We start from the raw sequence: 25,227 nt of genomic DNA, 5'->3' as shown, positions 1-25,227 counted from the left end.
TTGAAAAAGAAAATAAAACGGTTGTTTTTAAAGGATAAAGGATCCGTTTCGATTTATGCCATTATAATTATCTTGCCCATCTTTGTGCTAAACGCACTACTAATCGATACACTGCGTATCCTCAGTGCTGAGCGTCAAATAGATAGTGCAATGGAGACTGCATTACGTTCGACTATGTCGCATTTTAGTTCTGACTTGGCAGATGTTGGCTTGTTTGCATACGGTGGTGAGGATGCAGGAACTGACTTTACTACATATATGAATAATCAGTTTTATTCTTCCTCTGAACTAAGTGGTACGCAGAACTTATCCAGACCAATGATTACAAGTGCAACAGCCAGCTTTGATACGTCAAGAAACCTGGTTGATTATAGTGTTTTTAGGCATCAGGTTGTAGAAAGTATGAAGTATCAGGCACCGGTACAAATGGGTACAGATTTATTTGATTTACTGACAAATAATGATATTTCGGTAGAAGATGTAGAAAAAGCAGAAGAACTAGTAGAAAACTATGAAGAGATTCTGGATTTAATGAAAAAACGAAATGCAGAAATTGATAAGGCAATTGAACAGTTAACCCCTTATAATAAACTGATTAAAGAGGACATAGGTGCTGAAGTTATTGGTAAAAAAGTAACTTCAGATGAGGAAACCATCCCTGAAGGTATTGAAACATTTCAACAGCTTGTTTTCTATCTTGATAGATATCAAGAATTAAAGGAAAAAAAAGAAAATGAAGAAGAATTGACCTCTGATGAGGAAAAGGAAATTACAAGCTATGAAGATGGAGTAAAAGAAAAACCATATAAAAGTGTTATCGATATGGAAATATACCATACGGACATACCGAAGCATCTGGTTGGTTCCAATCGAGATGTGAATAATCCGGCAAGTGGTTCAGCCAAAGATTATAATGACCAGATTAATGAATTAATGGGAGGTAGTGAATCCTTAGAAGAATTAGAGGAATTTACATTAAACGATGAATTTTTTACTGATATTCTGGATAATGAGGATCAAATCTATGAAAATATCCGGTTTGACAAGTCTTTGGAAGGCAGTCCGGAACAAGGGAACTTGGGGAATTTCAGTGTAGGCCAATTATTTTTAGCTTTTTATGTAGCGATAGAAGATGGTGACAAAGCGCTTGCTGATGCGATCGTTCAGTCGATAGAAAATAAATTAGGTAATCTGAAAAAAGGGCAAGTGAAAAAAATAGAAGATCAAATGCAAAAATATGATAAAGTAAAAAAAGCATTAGAGAATGTGGATATTCAGGCAGAAGAAGAAAAAGCTGATGAAAGCTTTGGCAGTTTATGGGCGGAATTGAACAAGTACAATGATATTAAAAATCAAATATCAGGTGATAATCAATTGTATGCCGAACTGGATAGTATTATTGCAGAGTATGATGGAGTGACAGGTCAAGGTGGAGATGATGAAGAATCCAGCCGCCTGCAATTTATCAAAGACGCATTCGAGCGGTTTAAAGAATTTGTTGAATTTATGCAAGGTTTTCCGACATCGGTTCGTAACGAGTTGTATATTAATGAATATATTATGGCGAACTATGGATCTAAAGCACCTTATGAGTTAGCCAGTGCGGAATCTTATGCATTTTCTACCAAAAAAGCACAATATATCACCTATGGCTATAATGTAGCTGGAATGAATTATTTTATGTTTATGAAGGACATTGCGTTGATTTTATTTGTGGGAAATTTGATTGGTCAAGGTTTACAGGGAGGATTTGCCGGACCATTAGGTTTCTTTAAAGCACTGTCAGGAGCGCTTATAACCACTTTGCAGGACGTGAACACTCTTACTACTGGTAAATATACTTTACAATGGAACCCATTTAAAACGTTTGGCGGAAAAGGTGTTCCAATCAATATGCCGATGTTCCTGCGTATTATAATGGCAATGAAGTCAACGAATGAAACATATAATAACGAAAAAGCGAGAAGGCTGCAGGCAGTGATAACGAAAGAAACTGGTGTTCATTTAAATAATAGCCCATCTTATATTGAAGGGAATGTACAAGGCAGAGTAAAGCTATGGTTTATACCTCAATTAGCAGAAGTCTTGCCAGGCAATGTAGAGGGGAGCTATTATATTTTTGATAGACGAAAAGTATATTCGTATTAACTAGGAGGAATTTCAAATGAAGAAAATATTTATTTTATTATTTGCCATCTTGTTATTAGCGGCTTGTAGTGATGAGGGAGAAGCAACGGAAAATACTGGGGAAGAAAATACAGATAACACAACAGAAAATGAAACTGACGCAGATACTTCTGAAGAAGCGGAGCAGAAAAAAGTCTATCAAATCGGGGAAACAGCAGTAATTACAAGTGATTTATATGAATTTGATTATGAAGTAACGGTAAACGATTTTCAGTTAACGAAAGAGGTTGATGGCAGTACGATTGATGATTATCTTTCGGGAGCTCGTGAGGAAGATGTATTTGCTGTTGTGGATATTACAATTAAAAATATTAGTGATGAGAGCTATGTTCCTAACCAAATGTTTTCTGCCAATTTTTCAGGTATTGATGAAGATGGTGGGCACACATCCTATGATGAATTCTTCCCTGAAGGAGATGAAGAGTTAGCTCCAGGTGATGAAGTGAAAGGACATCTGGTTTATACAACAACAACAGATTATGCTGATGCATTTTTATTGAAATATGAGTTTACATCAGATACAGAAACACATTTTGAATTACCAAACCCAGAAAAATAAATGATAAATCAGGTGAGGAGAAATTACTTCTCCTCACAAATAATCTCCATTATATTCAGGTTTGCATAATCATTTTGTTTCAAAAATAGGATTTGCTTGGATTCAAGAAAACATTCATGATATTAGATGCTTGCTTTTTATTACTTGCCGAATAGGAGAGAGTGAGACAAAATCAGAGGGTCACAGCGAACCACAAATGTTTATAGAAGATTTAGATTAGGCAAAGGTTAAGGAAGCAATTATAGAAGAAGCACTGAACATGAATTTCGCAAAAGGAACGTATCAAGCAAATTATATCGTTAATATAGAGGTCTGTGAAGCATTACATATAGACTAGAAAAGCAATAGTTTTACAGGGGGATTTATTACATTTTTTGAAACAAGTGATGGAAATCACAAGGAGCACTTTTTAATCAATGATTAACATGAAATAGAAGAAATAGTTAATTATGAGAGGATTCCCAATCAATGTATGAACATTAACTAAGGCAAGCCCCAAAAGATGAAGTGGAGGGAGTTATGTTGAGATTTCTAAAAAAGGATAATGGAAGCATTACAGTGGAAGCAGCATTAATCATCCCTCTTTTGCTAACTTTTATACTATTTCTGACTTCATTAGTGAAAATATCGATCGCTGAGATGGCCTTACAAGAAGCTGTAAATGAGACAGCACAGTCGGTAGCACATTATTCTTATCTAGCGATGCTGGCACAAAATCAGATTCAGAGTCAGACAGATGGATTTGTTGATTCATTGACAGATAATGCTGCTGGTAAGCTTGGAAATGATGAAGTAGCTGAATATATTTTAAACAAATTAGGTGAAGTGGGAAAAGATGTAATTCCTACATCTGGAGAAGCACTTAACCATTTCTCTGATAGTGTATATCAAGATATTGTAAAAGGAATGTACCAAGAAAATGTGCCCTCTTCAAGCTTTTTCAGCCCTGAGAATATCCGTGTAACCAATTCTTCCTTCCCGCATGGTACAAGCGGGGATGCCGCAGATGTCAAGATTGAGGCAGAGAATACGATGCAAATGGTACTCCCCTTCTTTGAGAAAGAGATTAAAATTAAAAAAGTGGCAGTGGAGCGTGGCTGGGTTGGAAATTAGGAAGGAAGGTGATCTGAACATTGCAGGGAAATTTTATTCTATTAATTATCTTTCTGTCTGTTGTAGCTTATTTCGATATCAGTAAACAGCGGATTCCCAATTGGCTTAATGTAACAGGGGTTCTGGCGGGCATTTTATATCACTTGTTTGTACATCAAATCGATGGTTTATTGCAGTCTGTGTTTGGAGTATTAGCTGGCGGCGGAATTATGCTTGTATTATATATATTTAAAGCAATCGGCGCGGGAGATGTAAAATTGTTTGCAGCGATTGGTGCGATTACAGGAGTGTTATTTACCTTATATGCGACGATGTATTCCATTGTTTTTGCCGGTATTATTGGGATTATTATTTTATTGTTTACCAAAACGATCTTTATTAACATGTTGTTGGCTTTTATACATATCAAAGAGAGTATCCAGAAGCGGTCACTAACGCCACTAGAAGCTTTTAAAAAAAATGTGTCTAATCGTTTTCCATTTATATATGCAGTTGTACCTGGCGTAATTACTGCATTTTATTATATGTATATCTCTTAAAGAATAGAAACAGCATCAAACAAAGGAGGAATAGCTCGTGTCTAATCCATTGGAGCTATACCATATAGACCAAATAACATCAAATGGCGGTTATATGAAACTTAAGCAAACAAGCGAAAAAGGTTTCACCGCGGATGATTTTCAAGAATTGCAATTAAAAATGATTCAATCTAATGATATCCCAAGATTATTACCAATAAGCTTGGAAGAAATGAATGAAGAAATCACTGTATTTTATAAGACGGAGGGATTGCGCAAATTACGTCCTTTTGCTAAGGAACGTCCTCTCTCGATGCAAAACTATTATGCGTTGTTTATTAATATTATTCAAGCGTTACAAGATTCAAATAATAATATGCTAAGTGAAGATCATTTTGTTCTCGATGAGGAGTATATCTATATTGGCGACGGATATCATCAGGTGTATTTAATGTATGTCCCATTAAAAGAGGGAGTGGCTAATTCAGCTCTTTACGAGAGCCTGAAGAAATTATTACTAAATATGGCGAGTGAAGTTAAAGGGTTGAATGGTGTGCAATTTAAAACGATTCTAAACTATATCAAAGACCCGGGTTTTAGCTTGCATGGTATTAAGCAGTTGTTGAGCCAATTGCAAAAACAGAGCCGTCAGGGGGAAGACGAGGAATCAGACTATCAAAAAGAAGCTTCCCAGCCTAAAGAAATCATAAAGATAAAAAAGGTACGCAAAATGCCGCCTCTTGCCAGTAAGGTAAAGACATACTCTATTTTGATTGGGCTATTATTATTAGCAGGAGTATGGCGATTATATATGGATGCAGGCAACACTCCTATGCTGATTGTTTCCATTATATTATCCCTAATCATTATTTGCGGAGTGTATGTGTATTGGTTTGTTTGGAGGCCGGGTGTCAAACCGATTATTACGGAAAAAGAGGTCAAGGTAAAAAGTAAGCCAGCCAAACAGATGATTTCCTATAAAAATAATAAAGAAACAAATATAGAAGAGCAACAAACAGTAGAAGAAATATCAGCTACGGAAATCATTACTAATCAGCAGGTGCAGAGCCAGGATGCTGCGGAGGTTGAGCCAATAACTTCCACAGATGATGACATTCAGGAAGAAACAAATGACCAAACGATGTTATTAGATGAAACCGAAATGATACCAGAGAAAAGCAGGAAGAAGATTAGAAATTATTTAGTGATTGATCGTGATGGAGCAGAGGAAGAAATTCAACTGGAGAAGGATAACTTTATCATCGGACGGGCAGAAAAGGGAACCGACCTTATCGAAAAGGCTGTAGGTATTTCCCGATTACATGTGGAGCTGGTCAAATTATCGGATACTTATGGTATTAAAGATTTAGGAGCAAAAAACGGAACTTATATTAATAATGAAAAAATTATTCCTTATAAAATTTATGAGCTATCAAGTGAGGATACCATCCAAATTGGAAAAACAGTCTACACTTATAAGGTGTCTGAATGAATAACGCAAAGCTTAGCAACGTCATACAGATGGAGAAATTCAGTTTAACACCTTCTCTGGAGAAATCGAATCAAGATGCATTTGGTTACTCCAGTAATAGGCTGTCGTCTGAACAGGAAGTGCATCTGGCAGTTATTGCAGATGGGATGGGGGGGCACTCTTTAGGCGATGTTGCCAGCCGTTTTGCTGTTGATTATGTGTTGAAATGGTGGCGTAGCACCATTTGGATGAATGAAGAACCAGCATCTTTTCTATCGACTTGCAAAGAGCAATTAATTACCCTTTTCCATGAGATTAATGACCGTTTGATTGAGATTAGTAGATTAGAACAGACAGAAATAGGTACTACCTTAAGTGTTCTCTTATTTATCGAGAATCAATACTTTATTTGCCACATCGGCGATAGCCGGATATATCGTTATCGGGAGAATATTATCGAGCTGGAAGAGTCAAATGGTGACACGATTGATTTGAATAAAGAAAAGGTGTTTCTCCAGTTAACGGTTGATCATTCATTTGCTTCCATGCAAGTGGAGGAAGGCTTGATGACGGTGGAAGAAGCTGAATCTCATAACAAGGCCCACTATTTAACACAATGTATGGGAGTGAAAGGTGAAGTGGAACCATATACAGCCTCTGGTACTTTTACCGTTTCAGATTCATTTTTGTTGTGTACGGATGGATTTCATACTTTATTTACAAATAATGAGTTAAATAAGGAGTGGACAGCACAGATAGAGAAAAAGCAGTCGCTGCAGGCGATTATTTCTCACTTTTATGCATTAACAAAAGCAAAGAAACGTACGGATGATGCGTCGGTCTTAGCGGTTAATTTTAACCAAAGAACTGAGGAATAGCTATGTGGAAGAAGCATGAGATAGTTCAGCATAAATATGAAATTATCGACTATGTAGCAGAAGGAGGGACATCTTTATTATATGAGGTGAAATTGAATCATGGTGAACATGCTTTGCTGAAGGTGGTAAAGAGTCCAGACACTTTGTTGAACAACCAAGTAAATAATGAAGCAGCCATTCTTGCTTCATTAAATCATGACCGAATCCCGAAACTATATGATAAATTGACGGTAAATCAATATTATAATGCTATTGTAATAGAGAAATTAACGGCGAATGACCTTTCTAGCATGATAGAGAAAGGAAAGGAATTTACTTGGGAGGAAATATTGGATATTGCAAAACAGTTGGCTGATACCATCCGGGCCTTTCATCAGAATAAACCGGCAATCGTGATTAGAGATATTAAACCATCTAATATAATGCTCACGGAGGATCAGAGGGTATATTTGGTTGATTTTGGTATATCCGCCACTGTTGAACAGGCAGGGCAGGTGAATGCGTTAGGCACAATTGGTTACGCTGCTCCAGAGCAGTTTGAGAATGGTGTAGTGGATCTGCGCTCGGATTTATTTTCATTAGGTGCAGTCTTATTTTATCTAGCGAGTAATGGTAAGAATATTTATACGAGTGACCATGAGAAGATTCTTTATAATCGTCTTCCCAAGACTTTTGCCAATGTAATAAGGAAACTGACAGCTACCAATCCAGATAAACGCTTTACTAATATTGAAAAAGTGATTTCCGCTTTTGCCAAAGTAAACAGACCCTACCGGGAGAGAATGAAAGAGTTTATCTATTCCCAAAACAAATAATATGTCATGGAGGTGAGCAGGATTGAATGAGGAGAAATACGGATCAATTAAAGAAGTAGCTGATCAAGTCATTTATGAAATTCCAAAATCCAAAACCAATTTAATGGACGCAGAACAATTGGAAGAGCTGAATAGAAGAGACGATCTTTTCTTCGATTTTAAGCGGTATTCATTAGAAGGTGATGTTGTCCGTATTTATTATCAAAAGCCTCAAGGATATAGGTCGTTATCCAGTTTTAAGGCTAAGAGTAATGATTTGAAAGTTAATGCAGCGTTAAATATATTAGCTGTAGAAAAATTAGTTGGTACGCAATATACGACACTTATTCATCCAGATAATATCTATGTCAATGAACAAGGGGACATAAAATTTGCACAACGTGGTATTCGTTTTGTATTATCAGCTGACGAGTTTACGAGACGACAAGTAATACATGAAGTAAAGCCGATAATAATCGGACTTTTTAGCGCAGTGAACTATGCAGACATAAACAAGATTAACATTGATGAATTGGCACAAGAACAGCCGCTTATCAGAGAAATACAGGAAGCTGTTACGATAAAAGAGTTAAGAAATGTGATTAGTCAGTTTGCAACAGTGACTAATACTATCAAAACTGATGGCCTACTAAAGAAAAGTTTCCAAAAATATAATAAGTCGAAAATAGTTGTGCCAGCTGGATTAGTGCTTGGGATGGTTTTAGGAATGCTTCTGCTTTATATGATTAAAGTTGTACCGATGACAGAAGCCTCTACCGCAGAAGCGGATCAACAAAAAGAGCTCACGGAAGTAAAAGAAGCATTAGAAGCGGAAATTGCGGAAAATGATAAATTAATCGAAAGTTATCATTTAGCAGTAACAGGTCGGGTAGAAGAAGCCATTGCCAGCTTTGAAGGTATAGAGAAGTTAGATGAAGAGGCGCAGCATACCTTAATAGAGCAATATATCAAATTAGGAACTGTCGACAGCTTAATCAAGGCTAGTAAATTGGACCCTGCCTATAATGTTAAGGTGGTTAATGAGTTGAGATCAATAGAAGGAGAGGAAGCACAACAAGCTATTCTCGATATTGAATCCGAGGCCCCGGAGGTCACGATTGAACAAGCATGGATTAACGAAGATTTTGAGCGTGTTATAGATATTTATGGTGATCTTTCTGAGAATGATCGAGCTAAATATCTCGCTGGAAGCAGTTATCTGGAGCTTGATAATCACAAAGAAGCTCTGAAGCTTGGAGAAGAGCTTAATAATAAGGATATGCAAATTAACAGTTTGGAGCTGAAAAAAGAAGAAATTGAATCTAAAGATATGAAGAAGAAGAAAAAAGAGGATGAAATTAAGAAAATAAATAAACAGATTAAAGAAATTAAGGAAAGTTAATGGACTGTATCATTAGATGCAGTTTTTTTGTGAAGAAAAGATTCTGTGAATCCATCCGTATCAATTTATATAGTTTATTGTTCTATCAACTTTAAACATTATAACGTTATTTTGACTGCGTGAAAAATTAATGTTAATCTATTTCATATAGGATTAAAAAAAGTATGAGCGTGATGGAACTTTTATACTGTTATATTTAAAGCTATTACTTTAATGACTAGAGCTGACCAAAAAGGATGATGGGAATGGCAAACAATGTAGTTTTGCAGAATATAAAAATGCTGGGGAGTACTTCTGCGGATATTGTGATAAAGAATAGGAGAATTGTGGACATTGCTTCACCAGGAACAGCAATTGGTGAGAGAATAATTGATTATCAAAATAAAGTGTATGTTTCCAGCGGCTGGATTGATATGCATGTACATGCCTTTCCAGAGTTCGATCCATATGGAGATGATATCGATGAGATTGGTTTTAAAACAGGGGTAACGACAATTGTTGATGCGGGAAGCACGGGGGCTGACCGGATTCACGATCTGGTTGAAAATTCCCGGAATTCTAAGACAAATGTATTCGCTTTCTTGAATATCTCACGAATCGGATTAAAGAGAGTGGATGAATTATCGGACTTGTCTTTGTTGAATAAAGAGGAAGTAAAGCGTGCTGTCAGGGAGAATAGAGACTTTATCGTTGGTTTAAAAGCGAGAATCAGCAATAGTGTAGTAGGAGCGAACGATATAGAGCCTTTAAAAATGGCACGTGCGTTTTCCAGAGAGACGGGATTACCGTTAATGGTTCATATTGGATCCGGGCCTCCAGATATTAATGATGTATTGGATTTATTGGAGAAAAATGATGTGATTACACACTTTTTGAACGGAAAGGCGAATAATTTATTTGATAATCAGGGAAAACCGCTTCCTAAGTTTTTAAAAGTAATGGAGCGCGGTATCCATTTAGATGTTGGTCATGGTAATGCAAGCTTTTCTTTTAAAACAGCTGAGCAAGCCAAGAAGTATGGTATCCATTTTAATACCATCAGCACAGATATTTACCGGAAAAATCGGCTGCATGGACCGGTGTATAATATGGCAAATGTTTTAAATAAATTTTTATGTTTAGGTTATTCCCTGAAGGAAGTTATTTCTGCTGTAACAGCTGACGCTGCTGCGTGGTTAAATAAACCAGAGCTTGGACGAATTGCCAAAGGAGATATTGCAAATCTTACCCTATTTTCTGTGGAAGATGAGACAATAGATTTAATTGACTCAGACGGCGAGAAGCGGAAGGCTGATCAGAGAATTGAAGTAAAAGGAGTGGTTGTTAATGGCGAATACAATGAATGCTAAGTATGGGTTGAAGCGGGTTATTAATGCCAGTGGAAGAATGAGTATTTTAGGGGTTTCCGCTCCAACAAATACCGTTATGGAAGCGATGAAATACGGCGGACAGAATTATGTGGAAATATCAGATCTGGTAGATAAAGCAGGAGAACATATTGCCGGACTGCTTCAATCAGAAGCTGCTGTAGTCGTCAATTCTGCTTCGAGTGGTATCGCACTTTCTGTTGCAGCGGTTGTAACAGGAGGAAACCGGAGAAAAAGTGAAAAACTGCATCAGGAAGGCATCTCCAAAAATGAGATTGTGATGCTGAAGGGCCATAATGTGCAATATGGCGCTCCAGTAGAAACAATGGTTGCTCTTGGCGGAGGAAAGCTTGTGGAAACAGGCTATGCCAATGAAGGAAGAAAAGAGCATATTGCAGATGCTATTAATGAAAATACCGCAGCAATTTTATTTGTAAAATCCCATCACGCTGTCCAAAAAAATATGATTTCTGTGGAAGAGGTCTGGGAAGTCGCGCAGGCAAAAAATGTTCCGTTAATTGTTGATGCAGCGGCGGAAGAGGATTTGAAAAAATATGTAAGGGTTTCCGATTTAGCCATCTATAGTGGAGCGAAGGCCATTGAAGGGCCAACATCTGGAATAGTAGCTGGAAAGAAAGATTATGTGGAGTGGGTAAAAACACAGCTGCACTATATTGGAAGAAGCATGAAGGTAGGAAAGGAAAATACATTTGGCCTGCTGCAGGCATTGGATGAGTATTTTGTGAAAACAGATCATAGTGAAGCTGAAAAGAGAAGCTTAGAAGTGTTGGAATCACTAAATGTATTCCAAGGAGTAACTGTAACCGTTGTGCAGGATGAAGCAGGGCGTGCTATTTTCAGAGCCCGGATTCAAATTGATTCTGAAGCAGCAGGGATAACTGCCAAAGAGGTAAATGACAAACTCCGCAATGGTGAAATAGCAATTTATACACGTGATTACGGAATCCGCCAGGGTTTCTTTGATATTGATCCTCGCCCATTACAGGGTGACGACATTCATATTATTGAATCAGAATTAAAATCCATTTTAGGAGGAAATAGATAATGAATATGGATCAGCGTTTTTATAAAAATAGAATCGCGTTAAATGTGTTAGCCAATAGTATTGAAAATGCAAAGGAAGTTTTTGATGCAGCGGAGGGTCATGTACTGGTAGGTGTACTTTCCAAGGACTACCCGACGGTTGATACAGCTGTCACAGCTATGAAGGAATATGGAGGGGCAATTGAAGAAGCTGTTTCCATAGGGTTAGGTGCAGGTGATAACAGACAGGCAGCAGTTGTTGCAGAAATCGCAAAGTATTATCCTGGATCTCATATTAATCAGGTTTTTCCTGCTGTGGGAGCAACACGGGCTAATCTGAGAGAAAAAGATAGCTGGATTAACGCACTTGTATCGCCTGCCGGTAAAGTGGGATATGTTAATATTTCTACTGGTCCAATTAGCGCAGAAGCGGGTGAGATGGCTATTGTTCCCGTTAAGGCTGCCATTGCACTTGTTCGTGATATGGGAGGAAACGCATTGAAATATTTTCCGATGAAAGGGTTACAAACAGAAAAAGAATTTCGTGCAGTTGCCAAAGCCTGTGGGGAGGAAGGCTTTGCATTAGAACCAACAGGCGGTATTGATTTGGACAATTTCGCGACTATCTTAGAAATAGCATTAGAAGCAAAAGTGCCAAAAGTGATTCCTCATGTGTATTCTTCGATTATTAACAAGCAGACTGGAAAAACCAATGAGGAAGATGTTAAAAAGCTTCTCACTATCAGTAAAGATCTGGTTGATAAATATGCCTAAGAATATTGTTGCGTTTGGAGAAGTAATGATGCGATTGCAGGTGCCTGGATATGAATTACTCACTCAGGCAAGCAATTTACAGTATTCCTTTTCGGGGACAGGGGTAAATGTTGCTTCGGCCATGACAAAACTTGGGCACAACGGTTATCTGATTACAAAATTGCCGGACAATCCGCTGGGGGATGCAGCAATGTCCTTCCTGCAGCGCTTGGGGATAGAACGCAATTTTATTGTAAGGAACGGTAAATATATCGGGATGTATTTTTTAGAAAATGGTTTTGGGCAGCGTTCAAGCCGGGTCACATATACAAATCGCTTAGAAAGTACATTTAATACGGCCGATATTTCCGATTATGATCTGGCATCGATTGCAGCAACAACGGATGTTAGTCATTTTTGCGGAATCAGCCTTGCAATGACAGATAAAGTTCGTGCAAATATGAAAGCCGTTGCTGAAAAGGTAAAGGAGAACGGTGGAATAGTCTGCTTTGATTGTAATTACCGCCCTTCTTTATGGGATGGAGACTACGAGAAAGCAAAGCCGCATTATGAGGGTATGTTTTCATTGGCTGATATCGTAATGATGAATGAAAAAGATGCCATGTATATATTGGGGATGGAAACAGAGAAGCTGGAAAGAAAAGAACAGCTTCAGGAGTTAATCCCTCAGGTTGCTGAGAAGTACAACATTCAAACGATTGCGGGTACACATCGAAATATTAATGAGGGTAACGCGCATTCTTTAGAAGGCTATATGTATAAAAAAGATAGCTTTGTATTTTCCAAAAGGATTACCTTTTCTGTATATGATCGTATTGGTGCGGGTGATGCGTATACAAGTGGAATTCTGCATGGTGAATTATCAGGTTATGAACCTGATAAAACTGTTGAATTTGCAGCTGCAGCAGGTATGCTGGCGTGTACGGTTTCAGGGGATACGCCAATGTCAACGGAGGCGGAGATTTTAGCTGCTGTTTCAGGAGCTAGGGAGGATGTAAAGCGTTAATTGTAGAGGCCAGATGTTAAAATAAGCCCTGCTATGTTTCTGGATTAAATAGATATTGAATAATCTTATATCAAACAACGAAAAATGTCAGAAGGTTTCCTGTATCAGGTGAGTTACGATGCAGAAAACCTTCTTTTTTTATAGATTTATTTAGTAAACATTAAACAGAAAAAGAAGCTTCCCGCTCCGTCTCTGTGATAGAGTAGAAGAAACAGTTTTCTGAACAAAAATAATTCTGGCCAGGTGATCATAATGTACAAAGGTCTTTCCCCTCTTTTTGAAGAAATCCAGATAATGAGAGATAAATATTTTAATACAGCTATTTTCAAATCAGCGATTCATACAAGATCAGTACCTGATAAATGGAGTGTTGCAGAGTCAATCTACCACTGTTATTTATTATTGAAGCTTACCCGAATTACGTCAGCCTGTTATTTGCCTATAGCTTGTTTTTATATGCAGCTTCGCCGGCCCGAAATAAAACGGTATATAGATAATATGGAGAATATATATCGTGGAAAGACAATGAAGGCTCCCTTTATTTTAAAACCGAAGATGAAGCGGGAATATACGCTTGAGGAGCTAAGGGATTTACTGGAGGAGGAGACAGAAAAGATGAAATTCTGTGTAGAGCCTCTTACGAAAGAACAATGCTACTGGATAAGGTATCCGGACCCTGTACCTAAATATCCGAATGTTGTACAGGTGGTGAAACTTTTAAGGATTCATGAGGAGTACCATTATACGGTAGTGACAGAAAGGGAGCGTCAGTATAGAGAGAAGAATAAGGAGGAGTCTTTTTAATGAGTAAAAGTACGATTATTGCAGAAGAATACCGTGGCGGAGGTTTAGAAAATGAGCATAATGGAATAATATGCGTGCTAAATGAACAGAAAGAAGTGATTTATTCAAAGGGAGATGTGGAGCATACACCTGTCTTTTACCGATCTGCCATGAAGCCGATCCAGGCAATACCTGTATTTGACACAGGTATTGAAAGAAAATATAACCTTGCGACTGATGAAATGGCATTGTTTTGCGCCTCTCAGCGAGGAGAAAGCTATCATCAGAAAAGTTTGAAATCTTTAATAGAAAAATTAGATTTAAGTGAAGAATCACTTATATGCAATGAGAGTTATCCTTTAAATGAATCTCCAAAAATTGATTATATTTGTAAAGGGCATGAAAAACGGAAATTGCTGCATAATTGTGCGGGTAAACATCTTGGATTCCTGGCTTATTCAAGAGAACTGGGATATAGCATCGCAGACTATGGAGAGTTTAATCACCCAATTCAAGAACGAATTAGAGAGGAAATAGAGGTTTTAAGTGAATACCCCAAAGAAAAAATGAATGCAGGAAAAGATGGTTGTGGAGTGCCGGTGTACGGCATTCCATTAAGAAACATGGCTCTATCTTATCTTAAGTTTGTGAAGCCGGAAATGATTAATGATAAGAAAAAAGAGAAGGTACTGAAGAGAATTTCTGATACAATGCAGGCTTATCCAGAGATTATTGCCTCTCATGATTTTATATGTACGGTATTGCTGGAGGATGAGAACATTATTGCAAAGGGCGGAGCGCAGGGAGTATATTGTCTTGCTCTGAAAGAAGAAAAAATCAGTATTGCTTTAAAGGTTCAAAGTGGAACCGAATTGCTATGGCCATTAGTTGTTGCTGAAATTTTAAAGAAAATAAATTATAAAAATAAGCAAACAATTGATAATCTATATAAGCTGCGTTCTACAAAGATATTGAGTGATGCTGGGGAGGTAGTAGGAGAAACAAAAATTATCTTATAGGGTTAACGTGAAAGCAAAACGAAACTGCTTTATGAATTCGTTGTTCAACAGGAGGAACTTTGGAATGATTGAATGTATTGTACAAAATGCAAGAGATGCAAAGGATGCTGAAAAATTAGGAGTTACAAGATTAGAATTGGTTTCAGCAATCGAATTAGGCGGCTTAACGCCAACTTATGGAACCTTCAAAAGTGTCATTGACAGTGTTCAAATCCCCGTGCAGGTAATGATCAGACCTCATGATTATGGATTTATATATAATCAGGATGATAAAGAGGTTATGAAGAAGGATATTTCTTTACTATCCGAAATGAGACATAATCGAATTGTTATTGGAGCGTTGAATGAAAATAAAACGATAGATACAGCTTTTCTGGATGATTTATTCAGGGAATTTCCTAAATTGAATGTTACTTTTCATCGTGCTTTTGATGAGGTTAGGGATCAGACAGAGGCCTATCAGACTTTAGCGGCTTATCGGAAAAATATTAAAAGAATCTTAACCTCTGGCGGTGAGGATAATTGTGCGGCAGGAGTGGATTCTCTGCGTATGCTAGTTCAATTACAGCATAAATTACAAGGGCCGGGTATCTTGCCTGGAAGTGGATTGAATGTAGATAATATACAAACGTTACATAATACAATCCAAGCAGATGAATATCATTTTGGCAGCGGAGTCAGGAGGAAACAGTCTTTTGAAGAAAATATCGATAGAGATAAAGTAGACGGGATAAGAAATATTTTAGGATAAAAATGTATCTAAAATGTATAACCATTGGGCTTTAAAATACGGAAGAAATACCATTATCAAGCAGCGGTTTAAAAGGATTAAGATTACAGAGGAGTGAAAGTTTTTTGAGAGATACTTACTTCAAATAGTTATTAAAGCAATCTATACGACTACCTTTTTTCTGCGGAATATGATTCAATAATGACATGAATCGATTCATGAAGGGAGAAGATTATGTTACATTTTCATATTATTGCCCCTTATCAAGCAATGATTCCTATTATAGAAGAATGTCAGCAAATGTTTTCAAATATTAAAATTACCTATTCTGTTGGAGATTTACAGGAGGGTGTAAAGGTAGCAGCACAAAAAGAAAAGGAAGATGTCGATATATTTATCAGCCGTGGAGGGACGGCAAGAATATTAAAGGAGCACATGACGCTTCCGGTTGTAGACATCCACTTATCTGGTTATGACTTAACACGCTCTCTAACATTAGCTAGTCAAATTCATGAGAAAACAGCTGTGGTCGGCTTTTCTAATATTACAACAGGTGCCAGCTCTATTATTGAATTGTTGAACCTGCCATTAAAGGTTTTTACTGTTACCAGGTCAGAAGAAGTAGCTCCCTTATTACTACGTTTAAAGGAAGAGGGGTATTACCATATTCTTGGAGATGTCATTACAGTTAAGACCTCTGAAGCGATTGGATTAAGAGGAATGCTGCTGCAATCAGGGAAAGAGTCTATCATCCGGGCAATCGAAGAAGCTGCCTTTTTAGCAGAACAGCTGCAAAAACAAACACATTTTAAAAACCTATTTGAAGATATACTAGTTAAAGAGCATCGCAATATCATTGTATTTAACCAGTATAATGAAATGGTATATAAGCATTTTGAAGATTTCACTGATAATCCTTTATCTCAGCAGGATTGGTATGTGTTGCATAGCTCGATTCAATCAGAAAACTATCAGTTAACGAAGTATTATCCATTTGGTGAGGAGCAGATACGGATTACAGGCTATCAGGGAAAAGAGCAATTTAAGCTGTACTTCTTAGAAAAATACTCTCTAAACAGGCTTCAAGAGCAGGGGATTAGACTGAAATCAGAACTTCAGAAGGAACCTGTTGCCAGTCAATCTGAACAAATAAAAAAACATATGAAAACGATGATTGCTTTATATAAAAAGAATAAACCAATTTTAATAACGGGAGAAAAGGGCACGGGAAAAAAGTTTTTAGCGACACAGGTTCATATAGATATCGCACCAAATGATTTAGTAATGGAAATTGACGCTGCTTTATGTAATATGAAAAAAGCGAATGATTTATTTTTCTTAAAACCAGAATGTTTGATTTTGTACAATGTGATTCCTAACCAGGAAACGCTGGGGTGGATAAGAGATATAAAAAATCTATGTGAACAGAATGATGTACAGCTGTTTATTACCTCGGAGCATAGCTGGTCGCATGAGACTGTTGAACAGGAAAAGCTCCATCAGATTCATCTTCCCAAGCTTGTTGAACGAATAGATGATTTACAAGAGCTGGTTATTTACTTTTTAGCTGACTACCATCAAAAATACGGGACTACTGCGATGAAAATTTCAGAGGAGGCTCTCACCTATTTAAAAGGATTATCCTATCAAAATCATGTAGACAGCCTTAGAGATTTAATTAAACAAGCTACGTTAAATGAAAAGGACTACATTCTTCATAAAAAAACACTCGAAGCCATATCAGAACAAAATCAATTACCTCAGATCTTTCCAATTAACGGAACTCTGAAAGAAATGGAAGCGGCAATTATTGCACAAGTTTTACGAGAAGAGGACAATAATCAAACGAAAGCGGCGAAACGATTAGGAATTAATCGTGCTACATTATGGAGAAAATTAAAAGAGTGAATACAAGAAGCCTATTAATGCCATCATATAAGGTATTGATAGGCTTTTTTTATCAAAAGAGGAATAGAAATTATTTTTGTTGCAATATTAAACAATTTTATTTAATTTAAATTTAAGTGTTGCATTATAAATCGATTTGGTCTAATCTAATGATAGGGCGGTTGCTGAAAACGCTTTATAAAAATGTGGGGGAGATAGTAATGAAAATTAAAGCAACTTTAGATCGTATTCCTGGTGGAATGATGGTTGTGCCATTATTATTGGCTGCAACTATTAATACATTTTTTCCAAATATATTAAGAATTGGCGGTTTTACAGAGGCGCTATTTGTTGATAGCTCCAGTGCGCTTATTTCTTTATTTCTTTTAATTGCCGGTACTCAGATCACGTTTAAAACGGCAGGAACATCAGTTAAAAAAGGTTTGACGTTATTAGCGTTTAAATGGGGCATTGGAGCAGTAATTGGTCTAATTGCTATTATGCTAGCTGATTCCAATGGTTTATTTTTGGGGCTTGCTCCAATTGCTATTGTGGCAGCTATGACGAACTCAAATGGAGGTCTTTATATTGCCTTTGCAGGTCAATACGGGAAAGAGGATGATAAAGCAGCTTATCCGTTTTTAGCTTTAAGTGATGGGCCGTTCTTAACCATGGTTGCCTTAGCTATTTTTGGTACGATGGGATATGCTGAAGGAATGTTCTCGCCGACAGATTTTATTGCAGTATTACTTCCGTTGGCAGTAGGTATTGCTATTGGGAACCTGGATAAGGAAATGGGGGACTTTCTTTATAAAGGAAGTGACAAATTAGTTCCATTCTTTGCATTTTCATTGGGAATGAGTATTAATTTTACTGCGATTATTAAAGGTGGATTGAGCGGTGTATTATTAGGAGTAATAACGGTATTAATCACCGGAGGAGTCGGGTATCTTCTCTTTAAATGGATTGGCTGGAATCCAATTGTTGGAGCCTCAGAAGGATCAACGGCGGGAAATGCTGTTGGAACACCAATGGCTATTGCAGCTGCGAATGCCTCCTTTATGCCAGTTGCAGAATTAGCAACAGTACAAGTAGCGGCAAGTGTTGTAACAACTGCGATATTATTACCAATATTTATCGGGATACTGGCAAAGCGTTTAGAGAAGAAAACGGGTAAGCCGATTAAAGAGATAAATCCGACGATGTAAACAATTAAAAAAGCCATATACTTATGGCTTTTTTAATGATGGAAGGAGAGGTATGATGAATTTAGCAATAATCGCAGATGATTTGACAGGTGCGAATGATAGTGGTGTGCAGCTGGCGAAATATGGATTACAGACATCTGTGTTTTTTAAAATGGATAAAGGTAATGTACAGAGTAATGAGGCCATTGTATTCGACACAGATAGCAGAGCAATGGCTCCAGCTGAGGCGAAGAAATTAGTAGCTAAGGTTACTCGTTTCTTATTAGATGAAGGAATTAATAATATTTATAAAAAGATTGATTCAACAATGAGAGGCAGTATTGGTGCAGAATTAGCAGGGATGCAGCAGGAGCTCCAAGCCGATTTTATTTTTATTGCTCCAGGATATCCATCAAATAACCGCAAAGTAATCGACGGCTATCACTATTTGAATGGAAAGCTTTTGGGAGAAACAGAAATCTCACTTGATCCAGTAACTCCTGTTGCAGAATCTTACCTGCCTGCATTATTGGAGAGCCAAATTGGTGAAGAGACAGGTTTAATCAGTCTTGCAGAATTGCGCTCTTCTGAGAAGTTTATTCAGAAGCTAAATGTATTAAAAGAGCAGGGGATTACGTATATCATCGTTGATTCCGAAAAAGAGGAAGATTTGCAATTATTTCTATCAGAAGTAAAAAAATTATCTGCAGCTGCCGGGTTAGTAGGATCAGCAGGATTGGCTAATTACTTACCTGCTTATTTTGGGTTAGAAGCGAAAGAACAGACCTATCAAATAGTTAATCAAAATAAGCCAATCTTAACAGTCGTAGGCAGTGTCAATGTTAATTCTCGAAATCAGTTAAACAAGCTGCTTGCTGATAAGAGTGCGTATGCGATAGAAATTGATTCGTATAAAGCTGTTTCTTCTTTGGGTGAGAGAAAAGAAGAAGAGCAACGTGTTTATAATGAAGTGAAAAAACAAGTGGCAAGTGGACATGATATTGTTTTATACTCTTCCGGTGAACGTGACGACATCGATTATGCACGAAAAATTGGCGAAAGTAATGGTTACAATTTTACTGAAACAAGCCGGGAGATTGTGAAGATGATTGGTGCAGTTGCTGCTCAACTATTAAAAGAAGGTATTTTTCAAGGAATTATTATGACCGGCGGAGATACTGCCAAGAAAATTTGTGAGCATTGGGATATTACAGGGTTTACTCTGTACGATGAGTTGGAGGCTGGGGTACCAATTTCAAGCTTTATTGGAATAGAAAATTTATTTGCAATAACGAAGGCTGGTGGATTCGGTCAAGATAATGTTTTAATTGATGCTAGTAAGAAATTGAGAGGAGAGTAAAAAATGAAACAAAAACCGATTATTGGAATCACAATGGGGGATGCTGCGGGCGTCGGACCGGAAATTATTGTGAAAGCATTAAATCATGAAGAAATTTATAAGAATTGTCGTCCTATTGTAATTGGAGATAAGGAAATTCTTGAAAGAGTTTTACCAATTGTTGAATCTAAGCAGAAAATTCATAGCGTAGAAGGACCAGAGCAAGCCATTTTCAGCTATGGAACAATCGATGTAATTGATTTAAACTTATTATCCGCTGACCTGCCTTTCGGAAAAGTATCAGCAGATGCTGGAAATGCTGCTTATCAATATTTAGCGAAAGCAGTTGAGCTTGCAAAGGAAAAACGCATTAATTCTATTTGCACGGCTCCATTGAATAAGGAAGCCTTACACAAGGGAGGTCATATGTATCCAGGGCACACTGAAATTTTAGCTGAGTTAACAGATACAGAAGATTTCTCTATGATGCTGACTACGCCTAATTTACGGGTGATTCATTTAACAACCCATATGGGCTTAATTAAAGCAATTGAAAGTATTACACCTGAAAGAACTTATAAGGTAGTCAAGCTGGCATACGATACATTGCGTAATGCTGGAATGGAAAATCCACGAATTGCCGTATGTGGCATTAACCCGCATGCAGGTGAGAACGGCTTATTTGGTAATGGAGAAGAGGAAGAAAAGCTGGAGCCAGGTATTCAGCGTGCGCAAAAAGAGGGAATCGACGTGACTGGTCCTCTTCCGGCAGATACGCTATTTTTCAGAGCTGGCCGCGGAGATTTCGATATGGTTGTTGCCTGCTACCATGATCAAGGACATGCTCCGATTAAAGTAATGGGAATTGAAGAAGGCGTAAATATAACAGTAGGCTTAAAAGGGGGTATCGTTCGTACCTCTGTCGATCACGGTACAGCATTTGATATTGCAGGTAAAAATATTGCTGATGAGAAAAGTATGATTGCAGCAATTCGATCTGCATATGAGTTAGCGCCGAAATATGAATAAATAAAAAAACCATCCTGTTGCTCATGTGAAATGGAGTAATAAGGATGGTTTTTTATTGACCGGCTTTTCAGTAAAATTAATAATGGATATACATTAATTACCCACCCCTAATGAAAATAGGATAACTGCCAGAATTACTCCAATGAGTGGAACGAGCACAGTTACTACACCAAAAGATGGGTAGGCGCTTTTATGTGTTTCACCACAAATAGAGCGTATCGTTGTGACTGCATATCCACCGTGAGGCAGAGAATCCAATGTTCCTGATGAAAGTGAGACAGTCCGGTGAAGCGCTTCAGCATCTACACCCATATCTAAATAGTGGGGGGCTAAGATAGGTAATGCAATCGTCTGACCTCCGGAAGAAGATCCTGTTAAGCCGGCGATAACCATTACTGCTATAGCACCGCCAATTAAAGGGCTTCCTGGAATATCTGTCATAAAATTAACAGCTGTTTCAAATGCTGGTGTGACTTTTGCGACGCCGCCAAACCCAACAACTGCAGCAGTATTTCCAATAGCAATTAAAGCTCCCATTGTTCCGTCCCCAACCGCTGACCAAAAATCTCTGAAATATTTTCGGTTTAATAACCAAGTTGTGATAATACCACTAAGCAAGGCGATAATAAGTGCTGATTGTTCTAAAGAATCATGGAAAATAAATGATACAACAAGAACTGCCAGCAAAGGAATTAAACTCAACAAGGGATGCGGTAAACGGTTTTTTTTTTCTTTATTATCCGTCTCTCTTTCAACAAAATGTTCTCCTTTTGCAACGGCTTTGCGAATCATTTTCATTAGCAGCCATTGGCCCAAGATTAATATGAAAATTGCTACAATTAAGCTGACCTGCCAGCCCGCGTAAGGGCTCGTCCCTAAATAAGGAATGGGAATCCAGTTTTGAATTTCCGGTGAACCAGCTGATGTCATCGTAAATGTAGTTGAGCCAAAGGCTAATGCAGCCGGGATAAATCTTCTTGGCAAATTTGCTTCTTTAAACAAGCTGATAGCCATTGGGTAGACTGCAAAAGCAACAACAAACAGGCTGACTCCGCCATAGGTTAATACTGCACAGGCAAGAACAACTGCTAGAACAGCATGCTTCATACCTATTTTTGATACAATCCAGTTCGAAACACTTTCTGCTGCACCGCTATCTTCCATGACTTTACCAAAAATTGCGCCTGCTAAGAACATAAGATACCAGGACGTAATAAACCCGGCAAATCCATCCATATAGCCAGTAACAAAGTCTGCTTGTCCCTCAGCAGCAAGCTGAGGGAACAAAGGTAATCCATTTAGTACTGCAACAAAAAGGGCTGAAAGTGGAGCAACAACTAACAGATTCATTCCTCTCATCACTAAAAAGGTTAATAGTGCCAGCCCGCCAATTAATCCAATCATACTTATCATATCTTCACCCGCCTATATTGAGGTATGAATAAATCATGACTTTTTACCGTATTTCCGAACACGCAATAAGGCTTGTTCTGCATGACCGGCAAAGTTTTCTAATTGACAAAGCCGTGCAGCATATTCTCCAAGGTAAGCACTTTGTTCTTTAGAGGTAACCTTTTGATAAGTTACTGTTTTTAGGAATTTGCCGACCCAAAGTCCTCCAGTGTATCTTGCTGCTCCTTTTGTCGGCAGGGTATGATTTGTTCCAATTACTTTATCTCCGTAAGCAACATTTGTTTCTGGTCCAAGGAATAAACTGCCATAATTCGTCATGTTTTCTAAGAAGAAATCAGGATTTTTTGTCAAGATTTCAACATGCTCGAAAGCTAATCGATTCGCTTCTTCTAAAGCCTCTTGTTCATCGTCAACCAGAATAATTTGTCCGTAATCCTCCCAGGAAACACGTGCTACATCAGCAGTAGGCAAGATTTTCAGTTGTCTCTCAATTTCTTTGACAGTCTCCTCTGCAATCGCTTTAGAAGTAGTAATTAAAGCTCCCGGCGATGTAGGGCCATGTTCTCCCTGACCCAGGATATCTGTAGCAATCATTTCTGGGTCACTTGTCTCATCTGCAACCACAAGTGTTTCAGTTGGGCCGGCGAATAAATCTATTCCAACTCGTCCATATAATTGGCGTTTAGCTTCTGCAACAAAAGCATTTCCTGGTCCTACAATCATATCTACAGCTTCTATTGTTTCTGTTCCAATTGCCATTCCAGCCATTGCCTGAATCCCGCCTAGAATATAAATTTCATCAGCTCCAGCCTTGTGCATAGCATAAACAGTTGTTGTCGGGATTTCTCCATTTATCGGAGGAGTACAAGCAATCACGCGTTTCACTCCGGCTACTTTAGCGGTTAAAACACTCATATGTGCCGAAGCGACCATTGGATAACGTCCTCCGGGAATATAACAGCCTACACTATCTACGGGAATATTTTTATGACCAAGAATCACACCAGGCATTGTTTCAACTTCGATATCTTTCATGGAGTTTCTTTGATGTTCAGCAAAGTTACGGATATTATTTTGTGCAAATTCAATATCTTTTACAGTTTGTTCAGGAATTGATTCGCAAATTTCTTCGATCTCATTTTTAGTTAATTGAAAGCTTTTTGGACTCCAATTATCAAATTTTTCGGAAAGCTCACGAATTGCTTTATCCCCTTTATCTTCAATTTCCTTAATAGTAGAACGAACAATATCAGCAACCTTAGCGTCATCCTGCTGAATATCTGCAGTAATTTTTCCTTCTTTTAAATATATTGACATATAATTCCTCTCCTTTATTTGCATACGTATGCAAAATGCATCATATTGAATACGTATGCAGTAATATTAAAATAAAAAAGCTACGGCTAATAGCTTTAAAAAGATAATAAACGAAAACGGTTTCAAATGTCAAGAGGAATTTAATATTTATTATTTTGTTGTATTCCTATGAATGAATTTTCCTTTTAATTTCACCGCTTTTGGAGAATTAACCCTGTCATTATTTAAGAGCAAGTGAATAGCTTCATCCACCATTTCTTCTATTGGCTGAACCCAAGTGGATAGCATATATGAAGGCCAGGAGGCCATTTTTATATTATCGAACCCAATAACAGATGTTTCCTCTGGTACAGAAATATTTTTTTCACGTAAAGCATCTAAAGCCCCAATAGCAGTAATATCATTTGCGCCGAAGATTGCTTCCGGACGATGTCCATTTTCAATCATTTTTTTAGTGAGGTAATAAGATTTTTCGTAAGTATAGTTCCCTTCTAAAATAGTAACCTCAATTTTTTTTTCTTTTAGATACTCTGTAAACCCTTTTTGCCTATCCTTATTCGTAGATGTATTTATTTTTCCTGTGATGTAGACAATATCTCGATATCCCTGTTCATAGAAATAGGATGCAATTTCTTTTGAGGCGTTTATATTATCACTGGAAACAGAGTTACACGGAATATCTTTATGGTATCGGTTAAATAGAGTTATAGGGATATTGTTGTCATGAATTTTGGCTACAACATTAGAAGAAAGAAGCGCATCAGTAATAATAATTCCTTCTACATTGTATTCCAGAAAATGATTGATTTCTTCCTGCTGGATTTCCTCATTTTTCGTATATACAAATAATACATTATATCCTTTTTCTCTTAATTTCATTGAAAACATCCCAAGCACTTCATGGTAAAAAGGATTTTGAATGTCTTTCATTGCTAGACCGACAATATTGGTTTTTTTGTTAATTAATCCTCTTGCAAGGGCGTTTGGCCGGTAATTTAATTCTTCTGCTACTTCTAACACTTTTCTTCTTACTTTTTCAGAAACACTGGCTCCAGGAGTAAAGACTCTTGAAACAGTGGATTGTGACACATTTGCTAATTTAGCTACGTCCTTTGCAGAAACAAATTTCTTTTCCATTGTTCTACCCCAATCAAATTTTTCAATAATTCGTTGTTACCTTGTTATTTTAGCATATTAGTAAGGAAGAGAGTAGGTCAATTCTTTTATGAAGAAATAGAAGACTTTAAGCTTTTTTTGAAGGGAATAGAATGGGTTGATAAATATATCTGGTTAGCCGTAGCCTTTAATTATTTTAAAGTCTGTAAATAATAACTTCAAACCTGAAATTTCCAGGATGACAAATCAAGAATTTTGTGCCATAATATATTTTGATAAACATACTGGTACCTT

Annotated in this window: 22 protein-coding genes; 19 read left to right on the top strand and 3 right to left on the bottom strand. The window is 37.4% G+C overall.

Annotated features, from left to right (window positions below; translation table 11 throughout):
- From MHH51_RS22125 to pdxA, 19 genes are all read left to right on the top strand, one after another.
- Complete coding sequence (locus MHH51_RS22125; protein ID WP_339283625.1) at window positions 1-2,148, top strand: hypothetical protein; 2,148 nt, start codon at window positions 1-3, stop codon at window positions 2,146-2,148.
- A 16-nt stretch (window positions 2,149-2,164) separates the two neighbouring features.
- Window positions 2,165-2,746 carry a DUF4352 domain-containing protein gene (locus MHH51_RS22120; protein WP_339283624.1) on the top strand — a complete coding sequence of 194 codons (582 nt, stop codon included), beginning with the start codon at window positions 2,165-2,167 and terminating at the stop codon, window positions 2,744-2,746.
- A 519-nt stretch (window positions 2,747-3,265) separates the two neighbouring features.
- Window positions 3,266-3,859: a TadE/TadG family type IV pilus assembly protein gene (locus MHH51_RS22115; protein WP_147211315.1), complete on the top strand. Its 594-nt coding sequence runs from the start codon at window positions 3,266-3,268 to the stop codon at window positions 3,857-3,859.
- 20 nt (window positions 3,860-3,879) lie between these two features.
- Entirely contained in the window at window positions 3,880-4,398 is a 519-nt protein-coding gene (locus MHH51_RS22110) for an A24 family peptidase (RefSeq protein WP_339283623.1), read from the top strand.
- A gap of 37 nt (window positions 4,399-4,435) precedes the next feature.
- A complete protein-coding gene (locus tag MHH51_RS22105) occupies window positions 4,436-5,869 on the top strand; it encodes a DUF6382 domain-containing protein (RefSeq protein ID WP_339283622.1) in 1,434 nt (477 codons plus the stop codon).
- The gene (locus MHH51_RS22100; RefSeq protein WP_147211312.1) at window positions 5,866-6,726 is read left to right on the top strand and encodes a PP2C family serine/threonine-protein phosphatase; all 861 of its coding nucleotides are present in this window, start codon (window positions 5,866-5,868) and stop codon (window positions 6,724-6,726) included. Before MHH51_RS22105 ends, MHH51_RS22100 begins: the two co-directional genes overlap by 4 nt.
- A 2-nt stretch (window positions 6,727-6,728) precedes the next feature.
- On the top strand, window positions 6,729-7,541 hold the full coding sequence (locus MHH51_RS22095; protein WP_147211311.1) for a serine/threonine-protein kinase: 813 nt from the start codon (window positions 6,729-6,731) through the stop codon (window positions 7,539-7,541).
- Window positions 7,542-7,563: 22 nt separating this feature from the next.
- Window positions 7,564-8,922, top strand: a complete 1,359-nt coding sequence (locus MHH51_RS22090) for a type VII secretion protein EssB/YukC (RefSeq protein WP_339283619.1) — start codon at window positions 7,564-7,566, stop codon at window positions 8,920-8,922.
- A 245-nt stretch (window positions 8,923-9,167) separates the two neighbouring features.
- On the top strand, window positions 9,168-10,271 hold the full coding sequence (locus MHH51_RS22085) for an amidohydrolase/deacetylase family metallohydrolase (protein ID WP_339283617.1): 1,104 nt from the start codon (window positions 9,168-9,170) through the stop codon (window positions 10,269-10,271).
- Window positions 10,249-11,355, top strand: a complete 1,107-nt coding sequence (locus tag MHH51_RS22080; protein WP_339283615.1) for a DgaE family pyridoxal phosphate-dependent ammonia lyase — start codon at window positions 10,249-10,251, stop codon at window positions 11,353-11,355. Before MHH51_RS22085 ends, MHH51_RS22080 begins: the two co-directional genes overlap by 23 nt.
- Complete coding sequence (locus MHH51_RS22075) at window positions 11,352-12,107, top strand: KDGP aldolase family protein (RefSeq protein WP_339286350.1); 756 nt, start codon at window positions 11,352-11,354, stop codon at window positions 12,105-12,107. Before MHH51_RS22080 ends, MHH51_RS22075 begins: the two co-directional genes overlap by 4 nt.
- On the top strand, window positions 12,100-13,113 hold the full coding sequence (locus MHH51_RS22070; RefSeq protein ID WP_339283614.1) for a sugar kinase: 1,014 nt from the start codon (window positions 12,100-12,102) through the stop codon (window positions 13,111-13,113). The genes MHH51_RS22075 and MHH51_RS22070 overlap by 8 nt, the downstream gene beginning before the upstream one ends.
- A 294-nt stretch (window positions 13,114-13,407) precedes the next feature.
- Window positions 13,408-13,917, top strand: a complete 510-nt coding sequence (locus MHH51_RS22065) for a DinB family protein (RefSeq protein ID WP_339283612.1) — start codon at window positions 13,408-13,410, stop codon at window positions 13,915-13,917.
- Window positions 13,917-14,915 carry an asparaginase gene (locus MHH51_RS22060; RefSeq protein WP_339283611.1) on the top strand — a complete coding sequence of 333 codons (999 nt, stop codon included), beginning with the start codon at window positions 13,917-13,919 and terminating at the stop codon, window positions 14,913-14,915. Before MHH51_RS22065 ends, MHH51_RS22060 begins: the two co-directional genes overlap by 1 nt.
- A 64-nt stretch (window positions 14,916-14,979) precedes the next feature.
- Window positions 14,980-15,666 carry a copper homeostasis protein CutC gene (locus MHH51_RS22055; protein WP_339283610.1) on the top strand — a complete coding sequence of 229 codons (687 nt, stop codon included), beginning with the start codon at window positions 14,980-14,982 and terminating at the stop codon, window positions 15,664-15,666.
- 213 nt (window positions 15,667-15,879) lie between these two features.
- A complete protein-coding gene (locus MHH51_RS22050) occupies window positions 15,880-17,553 on the top strand; it encodes a PrpR N-terminal domain-containing protein (RefSeq protein ID WP_147211302.1) in 1,674 nt (557 codons plus the stop codon).
- Window positions 17,554-17,753: 200 nt separating this feature from the next.
- Window positions 17,754-18,740, top strand: coding sequence for a 2-keto-3-deoxygluconate permease (locus MHH51_RS22045; RefSeq protein ID WP_147211301.1), 987 nt, complete (start codon window positions 17,754-17,756; stop codon window positions 18,738-18,740).
- A 55-nt stretch (window positions 18,741-18,795) separates the two neighbouring features.
- Window positions 18,796-20,079, top strand: coding sequence for a four-carbon acid sugar kinase family protein (locus MHH51_RS22040; RefSeq protein ID WP_339283609.1), 1,284 nt, complete (start codon window positions 18,796-18,798; stop codon window positions 20,077-20,079).
- A 3-nt stretch (window positions 20,080-20,082) separates the two neighbouring features.
- The gene (gene pdxA / locus MHH51_RS22035; protein ID WP_339283607.1) at window positions 20,083-21,087 is read left to right on the top strand and encodes a 4-hydroxythreonine-4-phosphate dehydrogenase PdxA; all 1,005 of its coding nucleotides are present in this window, start codon (window positions 20,083-20,085) and stop codon (window positions 21,085-21,087) included.
- Window positions 21,088-21,180: 93 nt separating this feature from the next.
- On the opposite strand, the gene MHH51_RS22030 is transcribed toward pdxA, so the two are convergent.
- From MHH51_RS22030 to MHH51_RS22020, 3 genes are all read right to left on the bottom strand, one after another.
- Entirely contained in the window at window positions 21,181-22,500 is a 1,320-nt protein-coding gene (locus tag MHH51_RS22030) for a GntP family permease (protein ID WP_339283605.1), read from the bottom strand.
- Window positions 22,501-22,533: 33 nt separating this feature from the next.
- Window positions 22,534-23,817 (bottom strand): histidinol dehydrogenase, encoded by a 1,284-nt coding sequence (hisD, locus tag MHH51_RS22025; protein ID WP_339283604.1) that lies wholly within the window; start codon window positions 23,815-23,817, stop codon window positions 22,534-22,536.
- 150 nt (window positions 23,818-23,967) lie between these two features.
- A complete protein-coding gene (locus MHH51_RS22020) occupies window positions 23,968-24,954 on the bottom strand; it encodes a LacI family DNA-binding transcriptional regulator (protein ID WP_339283603.1) in 987 nt (328 codons plus the stop codon).
- Between the last annotated feature and the right edge of the window lie 273 nt (window positions 24,955-25,227).

The sequence above is a fragment of the Oceanobacillus sp. FSL K6-3682 genome (assembly GCF_037976165.1).
In the GTDB taxonomy this organism is placed as follows: Bacteria; Bacillota; Bacilli; order Bacillales; family Amphibacillaceae; genus Oceanobacillus; species Oceanobacillus sojae.
The sequence above is the reverse complement of the archived record's forward strand: the minus strand, read 5'-3'. Positions and strand labels throughout refer to the sequence as shown.

Excerpts from the sequence above, each read along its gene's own strand:
- MHH51_RS22020 (WP_339283603.1), bottom strand. The coding sequence starts at position 24,954 with ATGGAAAAGAAATTTGTTTCTGCAAAGGACGTAGCTAAATTAGCAAAT.
- MHH51_RS22045 (WP_147211301.1), top strand. The coding sequence starts at position 17,754 with ATGAAAATTAAAGCAACTTTAGATCGTATTCCTGGTGGAATGATGGTT.
- MHH51_RS22050 (WP_147211302.1), top strand. The coding sequence starts at position 15,880 with ATGTTACATTTTCATATTATTGCCCCTTATCAAGCAATGATTCCTATT.
- MHH51_RS22120 (WP_339283624.1), top strand. The coding sequence starts at position 2,165 with ATGAAGAAAATATTTATTTTATTATTTGCCATCTTGTTATTAGCGGCT.
- MHH51_RS22080 (WP_339283615.1), top strand. The coding sequence starts at position 10,249 with ATGGCGAATACAATGAATGCTAAGTATGGGTTGAAGCGGGTTATTAAT.
- MHH51_RS22065 (WP_339283612.1), top strand. The coding sequence starts at position 13,408 with ATGAGAGATAAATATTTTAATACAGCTATTTTCAAATCAGCGATTCAT.
- MHH51_RS22095 (WP_147211311.1), top strand. The coding sequence starts at position 6,729 with ATGTGGAAGAAGCATGAGATAGTTCAGCATAAATATGAAATTATCGAC.
- pdxA (WP_339283607.1), top strand. The coding sequence starts at position 20,083 with ATGAAACAAAAACCGATTATTGGAATCACAATGGGGGATGCTGCGGGC.
- MHH51_RS22060 (WP_339283611.1), top strand. The coding sequence starts at position 13,917 with ATGAGTAAAAGTACGATTATTGCAGAAGAATACCGTGGCGGAGGTTTA.
- MHH51_RS22055 (WP_339283610.1), top strand. The coding sequence starts at position 14,980 with ATGATTGAATGTATTGTACAAAATGCAAGAGATGCAAAGGATGCTGAA.
- MHH51_RS22100 (WP_147211312.1), top strand. The coding sequence starts at position 5,866 with ATGAATAACGCAAAGCTTAGCAACGTCATACAGATGGAGAAATTCAGT.
- MHH51_RS22085 (WP_339283617.1), top strand. The coding sequence starts at position 9,168 with ATGGCAAACAATGTAGTTTTGCAGAATATAAAAATGCTGGGGAGTACT.
- MHH51_RS22040 (WP_339283609.1), top strand. The coding sequence starts at position 18,796 with ATGAATTTAGCAATAATCGCAGATGATTTGACAGGTGCGAATGATAGT.
- hisD (WP_339283604.1), bottom strand. The coding sequence starts at position 23,817 with ATGTCAATATATTTAAAAGAAGGAAAAATTACTGCAGATATTCAGCAG.
- MHH51_RS22115 (WP_147211315.1), top strand. The coding sequence starts at position 3,266 with ATGTTGAGATTTCTAAAAAAGGATAATGGAAGCATTACAGTGGAAGCA.
- MHH51_RS22070 (WP_339283614.1), top strand. The coding sequence starts at position 12,100 with ATGCCTAAGAATATTGTTGCGTTTGGAGAAGTAATGATGCGATTGCAG.
- MHH51_RS22030 (WP_339283605.1), bottom strand. The coding sequence starts at position 22,500 with ATGATAAGTATGATTGGATTAATTGGCGGGCTGGCACTATTAACCTTT.